This is a genomic window from Sneathiella sp., from assembly GCF_029233945.1.
In the GTDB taxonomy this organism is placed as follows: domain Bacteria; phylum Pseudomonadota; class Alphaproteobacteria; order Sneathiellales; family Sneathiellaceae; genus Sneathiella.
Window position 1 is genome coordinate 33,404 of the sequence record NZ_JARGOQ010000033.1, and the last position, 9,077, is coordinate 42,480.

Here is a 9,077-nt window from a genome sequence, read left to right on the forward strand (position 1 = left end):
AGGCGGCCTTTGGCATGCTGGGCCTCAATGGCTTTATCGCCGCCTTGAGCCTGTGCTGCGATACGCATTCTTTTTATTTCTTCGGCTTCTTTTTCCCAACTCATAGGTTCCGTTCTCCGCGTAACTTCAATTAGTCACGGAGTATAACCATTGCAGGTGCATTGAGATAGGCTTCAAGATGGCCAAAATTTGGAGGTGATACGTTGCGTAATTCAGTGGCCTGTCGCTTCGATCTTGAGGCGGCGAGGGCAGCTATCAAGATATTCTGATCTTGACCGGAGCATGTATCGCTTGGGCGGTGTTGGTGGGCTGGCTTAGAGAGATAGTTTGCTATCAAGCCCGGACGGTGGAGGCGTTGTTTCAGGGTTCTTCGTCGGATCCTGAGGTTTCATGCCTTCCATGATCTGCTTGTTGACCGTAATGAGCGGCGCAACCGATGCTTCGCCCTTCATGGCTTGCAGACTGTAGCGACCAACCCAGAATGCGATGGAAAGAAGCCGACCTTTTAGATCGTCGGGGAGCGCATTCTCCTCTGACAGAAGATCCATCTGCATGGTGAGCCAGAGCCGCCGATTGTTTGCGACAGCACGGATGCGCTCCATTACATTATCTTCTTTGTCAGCTTCTTCCATGGCACGAGTGAATAGCGCGAAAGCCCGGTACTCGGTTTGTCGGGGATTTTCGGCATTCTGGTTGGCTTTTTGGTAAGCAGCTACAGACATTTCTTCTTCTCATCCATTTCCGATAGTAAAATCTACTATTTACGAAAATTCTTACGATACTCTTACGAATTACTGGAAAAGCTGAAGAATTGACTGTGGCCGCGCGTTGGCAATCGAAAGGGACTGGATACCAAGCTGTTCCTTGGTCTGCAGGGCCTGCAATTCGGCGCTTGCTTCTGCAAGGTTAGCGTCAACAAGAATACCGAGACCTTCTTTAAGCTTGTCTGTCAACAGCTGTGTGAACTCAGCCTGACTATCAAGACGGTTCGCGGCCGTACCCAATGTCGTAATTACGTCACCAACCAAACCTTCCGCAGTATCCACGGCGGCAAGGGAGGTGGCTGGATCAGTCAGATCAAGTCCCACAAGACCCAAGGTAACCAATCGTAAGTCTTGCGCAGCAACTGTTTGTGTAACACCGCCCAGACCGGTCAAGACATCAAGGTCAGGACTGACACCATCAATCAGGTTCACACCATTGAAGACAGTTGTTCCGACAACCGAGGTGATCTCCGCGAGCAGGGCATCGACTTCTTCCTGAAGAACCGTCACGTCGAGACCATCGTTGAAGGCCTGAGTAACTTTCTGGTTGATGTCGATAAGAATATTTGAAATCTGCAAGGCACCGGCGTTTGCCATGCTGACTGTTGCCTGACCGAAGGTGAGACCTTCTTCAATTGCATCCAGAGCAGAGATATCCCCGCGCATTGTCTGGGCAATCGTAAAGGAAGCCGGGTTATCTTTAGGCTCCGCAACTTTAAGGCCGGTTTCGACCTGACGCTGAGTCTGGCTCAGGGCCGTTTGTGTCATTGACAATGTGCGAAGCGCTGCCATCGCCGTTGAGTTGGTGTTAATAGAAAATGCAGCCATTTTGTTTTCTCCTGTAGTTTCCTGCGTTACCAAAAACGCAAATTCACTCAGCGCTACAGAAGCAAAGGGCGTGCCAGTTTGAAAAATCCCAGAAAACTGGGATTTTTGGTCTTATTTATGGCTATTTGAACAGGGAAAAGACGGCCTAGATTACGCCGCGGATAGGAATAAATTTCTTAGCTGTGAAGAATATACCCGGCATATATGGATCATGCGGGGCCGATTGGCCGCAGAATTAGACGAACAAGTCTATCTGGATCGGCTGCGGACCTACAAACTCGCCGGTGCCAATTGGCTGGAAGAGCGATAGCATTGGATTAGCGGTCGGATCGTTATTATTGACCTGCGTAAAAACGAGGAAGCGATTAATAATTTCGTCGATTTTTTGAGGGTCCTTGAAATCCTCAAGATCGACCATTTTTTCCAGACGTTCCTTTTGTTGGTCGAAGGAAAGCGCCTGAAAACTTTCCGGCAGGCCAAGGCTAACGCGAACAACCTGCATTATCGCCTTGTCGGCAATAACCTGTTCAATCGTTTCAATATTTCCGGCAAGACGTTTGAAATACATGGCTTCCCGTACGCCGTCTGCATTCTCGCCTTCAAATTTCTCATATTCGTTGGTCCGGTAGCCCGTCAAAATAGCATCAACATTTTCCTGCTTTTGAAAAAAATCAGGATCACTGTTAAGCGCATACATAGCATTCGCGAGCTTCGTCCAGCGAGGCTCCGCCAGTCGATTGACGAGACTTTCATCATCGGATGGCGGCTCGGTAAGAATTTTTTCAACCATCGCCGGCTTATCGATTTCACTCTCCAGCTGAAAAGCAGAGAGAACCATCGTTAGGACAGTGCGATTCTCCATCAGGTCGTCGACGGACTTAATGTTCGTAATATCTTCGCTAAAGGTCACCAGGTCCCGGGCAACAGTTGGCTGAGCCTCGAACGCTTTCATATGTGCGTCTTTTAGCTCGTAAGCCAGCTTGTACCATAATAGCGGATTATTATTTGCCGATACTTGCATATCTGAACCTGGTTAAAGATCTTTTCAGCGCCATCATAACGGGTCATTCGTTAAGGAGGCGTTAACGAAAAAAGGCGACCACGAGGGCCGCCTTTCTTTGATTAGGAGAGCTCTTTTAACGGAACAGAGCCAAGATCGACTGAGGTGCCTGGTTGGCAATGCTCAGAGACTGGATGTTCAGCTGTTCCTTGGTCTGCAATGCAGTCAATTCCGCAGCAACAGCCGCCATGTCCGCATCAACGAGAACGCCAAGACCTTCCTTCATCGTATCGGTCAGAAGCTGAGTGAATTCACCCTGGCTTTCCAGACGACTTGCGAAAGTACCAATAGCTGTCAATGCGTTACCGACAGTCGTCTGTGCGGCAGCAATGTTTGTCAAAGCTATCCCAATGTTGGTTGCGTCTGAAAAGTCAGTTGTCAGAGAAAGAGTAGTGGCATCAAGATTGGTAGCGGTATACGTCATCGTGCTACCGGCCAGATCGGTCGGAACCGTCAGTACGTCGGTACCGGCGTTGTTGATCAGATTGACACCGTTAAACTCTGAACCAGCGGTAATAGCTGTAATCTGAGCCAGAACTTCAACAGCCTGAGCCGAAAGAATGGCGTCATCAAGACCATCGTTCTGGGCCTGAGTGGCAAGGGTTTCAAGTTCGGACAGCTGTTTCAGGATTTCCGTGGCACCAGCCATCGCAACTCCGATTGTTGCTTCACCGAAGGCAATACCTTCACCGATAGCGCCAAGAGCGCCAATTTCAGAACGCATGCCCTGCGCGATAACAAACGTGGCCGGCGCATCTTTAGCGCTGTTAACTTTTAGGCCAGTTTCAAGCATGCTTTGGGTTTTGGAAAGGGAAGTCTGCGTCATGTTAAGCATACGCAGGCCAGACATTGCATTTGCATTAGTATTAATAGAAGCCATAATAATATATCCTCATTCTTGAGTTGTCGCATCTGCGACGGATCGGCTCTTTTGAGCCCCGGTCTACTTCGAAACCGTGCCCTGACTATCTCCGTGAATTCCTAACAAAAGATTAACCGGCGCTTCTTTGGCCATTTCAGGTGGGGAGAATTGGCCCTGATACGCATTGCGCCGCGCAGGAATGAGCAGAAAACTGCGATTTCTGGGCCTGATCGGGGGGTGAATATTTTTTATAAAAAAGATAAAGTCTATACAAGCAGATGCCAGTGATCATCGCTATGCGTGGTAAAAACGATTGAATCAACCTGTTAATTGCGGGAGAAAAATACCGCAATTCCGTTGATTCTTATGACTCTGATTCCGCAGACTTAAAATATTTCTGAAGCAATTTAAGGGCTGCGTAGTAATTTTTCTCGCCGACAAGGCCGACAATTTCAAAGACGCGGTTCCGCTCATCATTGTCAGCCGTGGAAAGAAAGGCGATCTGCGCGGCGTCCTGAAAGCTTTTGTGATGCGCCTCGTGACTGTCCGGCTCTATATACATCAACTGCACATAGAGATAGACATTTTCCAATGGCGTTTTAGCATCTTCCGGCAGGAGGATGTCCCGCTCGCGCATTATGGACGCATCATTTTCCAATGAAAAATGCATAGCTTTGTTACTTGTATTTGTAAGAACGGCGCCATTGACGACAATTTTCTCGCCGGCGGGAATACGAAACTTTAACGACATGGAACTTGTCTCCAGATTGGGACTACACTGCCCACTATAACAACAGTCACAAATTGTGCAAAATAGGATTGTATCCTGACCCGTAATTATCGGATTTTAGCGCGCTTCAATGCGAAGAGTAAATAATTTCTGGTCACGACCTTGGGGTGGCCTATATGATTGCACATGATAGCGCGCGCCGGATCCTGCACTATGCCGCCTATATTAGAGGATTTTAAATGCCAAGAAATATCGGCTCATTGATCATTAAATTGGTTATTTTTTCTTTTATCGTCGGCTGGGCCCTGACCTTGTTTGATATTACACCGCTCGATTTGTTGAAGGATCTAACCGGAACGATTGGTCAGATCTACTCTACGGCACTGAATACCGTGCGTTGGGCGGCTGATTATATTCTGCTCGGTGCGGTTATTGTCATTCCTATCTGGGCAATCGTTGCGGGCCTGAACTATCTTCAGCGGAAGAGCCGCCGGAATATGTCGTCCTCTTCTAAAAACCAGGACTAGATGCTGATCGTTATCGGTTTGCGCAATCGATACACAGTGGCGTGCTGGGATCCAGAGCAAGGCGCTTTGCCGAAATTTCCTCGCCGCAGGTAACGCAATACCCGTAATCGCCCGTTTCAATTCGAGAGAGGGCAGCATCAATCCGTTGGAGCTCGTTCTTGCGCCGCCGTTCGGTCTCCTGGGCCATTGCCTGGCCTTGCAGGGCATCCATGCGGGAAAGGCGGCCTACGCGGGTCTGATCAAGCTCCACAGGGCGGCGGCCTTCTGTGCTGGCCTTCATTACTGACAGTAGTTCCTCCCGGCGTTCGAGAAGGGCTTTCTTTGGATCTGTTTCCGTCATGGGTTCAGGCTATGACAATCTAAAGGTTGACGCAAAGAAAAGGCCGGTCACTTCTAACCGGCCCGCTCAAATTGCTGTTTCTTGCTCTTACGCTTCCCAAGTATGACCCTGTCGGAGAAGGGCATCCAAAGATGGCTTGCCGTTGGCCTTTGCTGCCTCAAGCTTCTCGGTAATGCCGTCTTCATAGGTGGCCGTCGGGTTGCAATAGATGACACCAAAAGCGGCGGGCAGGTCATGGCCGTCCATATCCGCAATCAATGTCGCAAGGGAGCGGTTCGTCTCGTCATGAACCAGAATATCTGCTTCCGTGACACCGTTTTCGCCGATCGTCACGGCTTCCAGCGTCAGAGATTGTGTATTCAAGCGAATGCCCTTGTTCTTTTCCGCCCCAAAGATCATAGGCTTGCCATGTTCCACATGTAGCTGCTTTTCGGCGGCCACATCGCGGGCGAGAACATTGTCAAAAACCGCATCGTTATAAACAATGCAGTTCTGCAGGATTTCCACCATCGACGTCCCTTTATGCGCATGGGCGCGCTTGAGAATGTCAGGGAGGGTCTTCTGCGTATCATAGCCACGGGCCGCAAACCTTGCGCCAGCGCCAAGGGTGAATACAAGTGGTTTCAATGGCGTATCGACTGACCCATCCGGGGAGGAAGGGGTTCGCAAGCCCACTCCCGATGTCGGCGAATACTGCCCCTTGGTCAGACCATAAATCTCGTTATTGCAGAGCAGGATTTGCATATTGACGTTTCGGCGCAGCACATGAAGCATGTGATTTCCGCCAATACTGAAGCCATCCCCGTCGCCGGTTACCATCCAGACATCCAACTCCGGGTTGGCGATCTTGATACCGGTCGCGAATGCCGGTGCGCGGCCATGGATTGTATGAAAACCATAGGTCGACATGTAATAAGGGAAGCGGGATGAGCAGCCGATCCCGGATACAAACACATAGTTTTCCTTTGGTGTGTCAATATCGGGCAGGGTTCTTTGTACGGCCTTCAGGATCGCATAGTCGCCGCAGCCCGGGCACCAGCGTACCTCCTGATCCGAAGCGAAATCGGCAGGTTTTAACTTGTCTTTTGTCACGGCAACATTCATGTCAGTTCTCCAATGCTGCGTCGATGGCGCGTTCAATTTCGGAAATCTTAAAGGGCTGTCCCGTCACCTTGGTCAAAGGTTGCGCGTCGATCAGATATTGATCGCGCAGGACTGTCTTAAGCTGTCCATCGTTCATTTCCGGAACAATAACCCTGTCAAATCCACGCAGCAGATCACCAAGATTACGGGGTAACGGCCAGATATGACGAAGATGTATATGGGAGACTTCCTTGCCTTCCGCCAGTTTGGTGTCGACGGCGCGGCTGATCGGCCCATAGGTCGACCCCCATCCGACGATGGCCAGCTTACCGCTTGTCTCGCCATTCTCGACGGCCTGTTCAGGGATATCATTCGCGATATTCAGGATTTTATCTCGCCGCAGGTCAGTCATTCGCTGATGGTTTGCGGGTTCATAGGAAATATTACCCGATCCGTCTTCCTTCTCAATCCCGCCGATCCGATGTTCAAGGCCCGGCGTACCCGGAACGGCCCAATGTCGGGCTAATGTATCCGGATCGCGATTATAGGGCTCGAAGCCCTCTGCATTTGTCTCGAATGCTTTCGGAAATGCCTCCCTGTCCGCCACATTAGGAATCAGCCATGGCTCCGCCGCATTACCGATGTATCCGTCGGTCAACAGCATGACAGGGGTCATATATTTTGTGGCAAGGCGGCAGGCTTCAATGGCAACCTCAAAACAATCAGACGGTCCATGCGTTGCCAGCACGACAAGCGGTGCATCACCATTACGACCATATACTGCCTGATACAGATCTGATTGCTCCGTTTTTGTGGGCAGGCCGGTTGACGGGCCGGCGCGCTGGGAATTCACGATAATCAGGGGAAGTTCCGTCGAGATGGCAAGGCCGATTGCCTCACCTTTCAGGGCAATGCCGGGACCGGATGAAGAGGTAATGCCAAGCGAACCCGCATAAGAAGCACCGATTGCCGAACATATTGCGGCGATTTCATCCTCGGCCTGAAATGTTTTTACGCCAAATTGCTTCATTCTTGCCAACGCATGCAGGACAGGGGAGGCCGGCGTGATCGGGTAGGACCCAAAGAATATTTTTAAATTCGCAAGCTCCGCGCCTGCGACCAAGCCCCAGGCCAGCGCTTCGCCGCCCGTAACGGTGCGGTAAAGCCCATGGGGCATCACCGCCGCCGGGATTGCGTATAGTTGCGTCAGGCCGCCAATTTCCGAAGCTTCGCCGTAAATATTACCAGCGTTCAGGGCGGCAATATTGGCATCGGCGATGTCCGGGCGTTTCGCGAATTTTCGCCTCAGCCAGTCAACCGTATCACTTCGGTCACGACCATAGATCCAGTAGACAAGGCCAAGAACCCAGAAGTTCTTGCAGCGCAGTCCTTCCTTTTGTGACAGGCCGAATTCCTTAACAGCTTCCAACACCAGCTTGGTAATATTGATATCCAGCACGGTATAGGCCTCAAGCGAGGCATCTTCGAGTGGGTTCTCAAGATATCCGGCCTTTTTAAGGTTCCGATCGGTAAAAGCGCCGCTGTCGATGATGATCATTCCCCCCGGCTTCAGACGGGCGAGGTTCACCATCAGGGCGGCGGGATTTAGGGCGACCAGAACATCGGGATCATCTCCTGCTGTTTCAATCCGCCGCGAGCCGAAGTTGATCTGAAAAGCGGAGACACCGAAGGTCGTCCCAACGGGCGCTCTAATCTCCGCCGGGAAGTCTGGAAAGGTGGCGAGATCGTTCCCGGCCAATGCAGTCGTGTCAGTAAACCGGCTGCCGGTAATTTGTATTCCGTCGCCAGAGTCGCCCGCGAACCGAATGACGACGGAAGAAACTTCTTTCCGTAGCGCCGGGTCCGTCTTGATTTTTAATTCATTCAACTTTCTTACCCGCGTTAAGCAAATGAGGAGAGGCCTTGGCTCTAAACCCCATCAATGCCTTTAGTTTAGCCATATTTTGAATCTGCAATCAACGTCCTATATTACCATTTGCTGTAACAACAACAATTTGTTGGACGTTAATTTGTCACTATCACGACTATAGCTGTTTTTAGTGCACGATAGCTATCATGTTAGTTTTAGATATAGGGGATTTTGATTGGAACGCAATACTATTTTCTTATTCATAATGTGAAATTATTTATTCACATATTAAATATGTAAAATTTATCTTTCCAGCACTTACGCCAAGCCATCTCTCATAACTCTTACGAAAAAGGCACCGATTTGCGCCGGTGTTTGACCGCCAGGGCGATACCAGCTGGTGGACCAGTTGAGCGATCCCAGCAGGTTCAGACGCAGTAGCCCTTTATCGATATCATCGGCAAGCGGTAAATCCTCAATCAGGTCCATGAAGAGCTTGTCATAGCTGTCCCGTATTTCGATAAGGCGGCTTCTTAAGGTTGGCGCCGTCCGGGAGATGTCGGCGCATAACAGGATGGAGAAGTTATTGCCGCCGAACAAGGTGTTCATATGGGCGATTGCCGCCTGGGTCAGTCGTTCCCAAGGATCCTCCACTCCATCGGTTGCCTCCAGCACCGCCGTGCTGATGAGACGCTTTCCCTCTTCGTAGGTCGCGACGATCAGGTCCTCTTTGGAGGAAAAATGATAATACATCGATCCCGCCAGCATACCGGCTTCGCGGGCGATATCCCGCATCGAAGTTGCATCATATCCGCGCTGATTAAACAGATACGCCGCCGCCGCCATCAATTCTTGTCGGCGGTTGTCGCTCCGATGGAGACCTTCCTCGCGGGCGCGTGTTTTTTCAGTCACGGGCTGGTCCTAACAAACAGTTGTTATAATGACTGTTATGCCCGCTTCAACGATAGGCGGCAACTTTATTTTTCGAGAAGATTTCGTATGCGATCAATCAC

General features: G+C 50.4%; 10 protein-coding genes. 1 reads left to right on the plus strand and 9 read right to left on the minus strand.

What is annotated here, in order from left to right; all coding sequences use genetic code 11:
* Positions 1-314 precede the first annotated feature (314 nt).
* The 5 genes from flaF to P1U71_RS11840 all read right to left on the minus strand — a co-directional run bounded on the left by flaF (position 315) and on the right by P1U71_RS11840 (position 4,265).
* Positions 315-722 carry a flagellar biosynthesis regulator FlaF gene (gene flaF / locus P1U71_RS11820; protein ID WP_301105809.1) on the minus strand — a complete coding sequence of 136 codons (408 nt, stop codon included), beginning with the start codon at positions 720-722 and terminating at the stop codon, positions 315-317.
* A 69-nt stretch (positions 723-791) separates the two neighbouring features.
* The gene (locus P1U71_RS11825; RefSeq protein WP_301105810.1) at positions 792-1,592 is read right to left on the minus strand and encodes a flagellin; all 801 of its coding nucleotides are present in this window, start codon (positions 1,590-1,592) and stop codon (positions 792-794) included.
* A 235-nt stretch (positions 1,593-1,827) separates the two neighbouring features.
* Positions 1,828-2,613: a DUF1217 domain-containing protein gene (locus P1U71_RS11830; RefSeq protein WP_301105811.1), complete on the minus strand. Its 786-nt coding sequence runs from the start codon at positions 2,611-2,613 to the stop codon at positions 1,828-1,830.
* 115 nt (positions 2,614-2,728) lie between these two features.
* A complete protein-coding gene (locus P1U71_RS11835; protein WP_301105812.1) occupies positions 2,729-3,532 on the minus strand; it encodes a flagellin in 804 nt (267 codons plus the stop codon).
* Between the two features lie 346 nt (positions 3,533-3,878).
* Positions 3,879-4,265: a flagellar biosynthesis repressor FlbT gene (locus tag P1U71_RS11840; RefSeq protein ID WP_301105813.1), complete on the minus strand. Its 387-nt coding sequence runs from the start codon at positions 4,263-4,265 to the stop codon at positions 3,879-3,881.
* A 218-nt stretch (positions 4,266-4,483) separates the two neighbouring features.
* On the opposite strand from P1U71_RS11840, the gene P1U71_RS11845 reads away from it, so the two are divergent.
* Entirely contained in the window at positions 4,484-4,771 is a 288-nt protein-coding gene (locus P1U71_RS11845; protein ID WP_301105814.1) for a DUF6460 domain-containing protein, read from the plus strand.
* A 10-nt stretch (positions 4,772-4,781) separates the two neighbouring features.
* Here P1U71_RS11845 and P1U71_RS11850 read toward each other — a convergent pair whose 3' ends face one another.
* From P1U71_RS11850 to P1U71_RS11865, 4 genes are all read right to left on the minus strand, one after another.
* Complete coding sequence (locus tag P1U71_RS11850) at positions 4,782-5,111, minus strand: TraR/DksA family transcriptional regulator (protein WP_301105815.1); 330 nt, start codon at positions 5,109-5,111, stop codon at positions 4,782-4,784.
* Positions 5,112-5,198: 87 nt separating this feature from the next.
* Positions 5,199-6,215 carry a 2-oxoacid:ferredoxin oxidoreductase subunit beta gene (locus P1U71_RS11855; RefSeq protein WP_301105816.1) on the minus strand — a complete coding sequence of 339 codons (1,017 nt, stop codon included), beginning with the start codon at positions 6,213-6,215 and terminating at the stop codon, positions 5,199-5,201.
* 1 nt (position 6,216) lies between these two features.
* Entirely contained in the window at positions 6,217-8,082 is a 1,866-nt protein-coding gene (locus tag P1U71_RS11860; RefSeq protein WP_301105817.1) for a 2-oxoacid:acceptor oxidoreductase subunit alpha, read from the minus strand.
* Positions 8,083-8,382: 300 nt separating this feature from the next.
* Positions 8,383-8,976, minus strand: coding sequence for a TetR/AcrR family transcriptional regulator (locus P1U71_RS11865; RefSeq protein ID WP_301105818.1), 594 nt, complete (start codon positions 8,974-8,976; stop codon positions 8,383-8,385).
* Positions 8,977-9,077: the final 101 nt, after the last annotated feature.

What these genes read in the sequence shown, in the direction of transcription:
- flaF (WP_301105809.1), bottom strand. Translation starts at nt 722, where the DNA reads ATGTCTGTAGCTGCTTACCAAAAAGCCAACCAGAATGCCGAAAATCCC.
- P1U71_RS11825 (WP_301105810.1), bottom strand. Translation starts at nt 1,592, where the DNA reads ATGGCTGCATTTTCTATTAACACCAACTCAACGGCGATGGCAGCGCTT.
- P1U71_RS11830 (WP_301105811.1), bottom strand. Translation starts at nt 2,613, where the DNA reads ATGCAAGTATCGGCAAATAATAATCCGCTATTATGGTACAAGCTGGCT.
- P1U71_RS11835 (WP_301105812.1), bottom strand. Translation starts at nt 3,532, where the DNA reads ATGGCTTCTATTAATACTAATGCAAATGCAATGTCTGGCCTGCGTATG.
- P1U71_RS11840 (WP_301105813.1), bottom strand. Translation starts at nt 4,265, where the DNA reads ATGTCGTTAAAGTTTCGTATTCCCGCCGGCGAGAAAATTGTCGTCAAT.
- P1U71_RS11845 (WP_301105814.1), top strand. Translation starts at nt 4,484, where the DNA reads ATGCCAAGAAATATCGGCTCATTGATCATTAAATTGGTTATTTTTTCT.
- P1U71_RS11850 (WP_301105815.1), bottom strand. Translation starts at nt 5,111, where the DNA reads ATGACGGAAACAGATCCAAAGAAAGCCCTTCTCGAACGCCGGGAGGAA.
- P1U71_RS11855 (WP_301105816.1), bottom strand. Translation starts at nt 6,215, where the DNA reads ATGAATGTTGCCGTGACAAAAGACAAGTTAAAACCTGCCGATTTCGCT.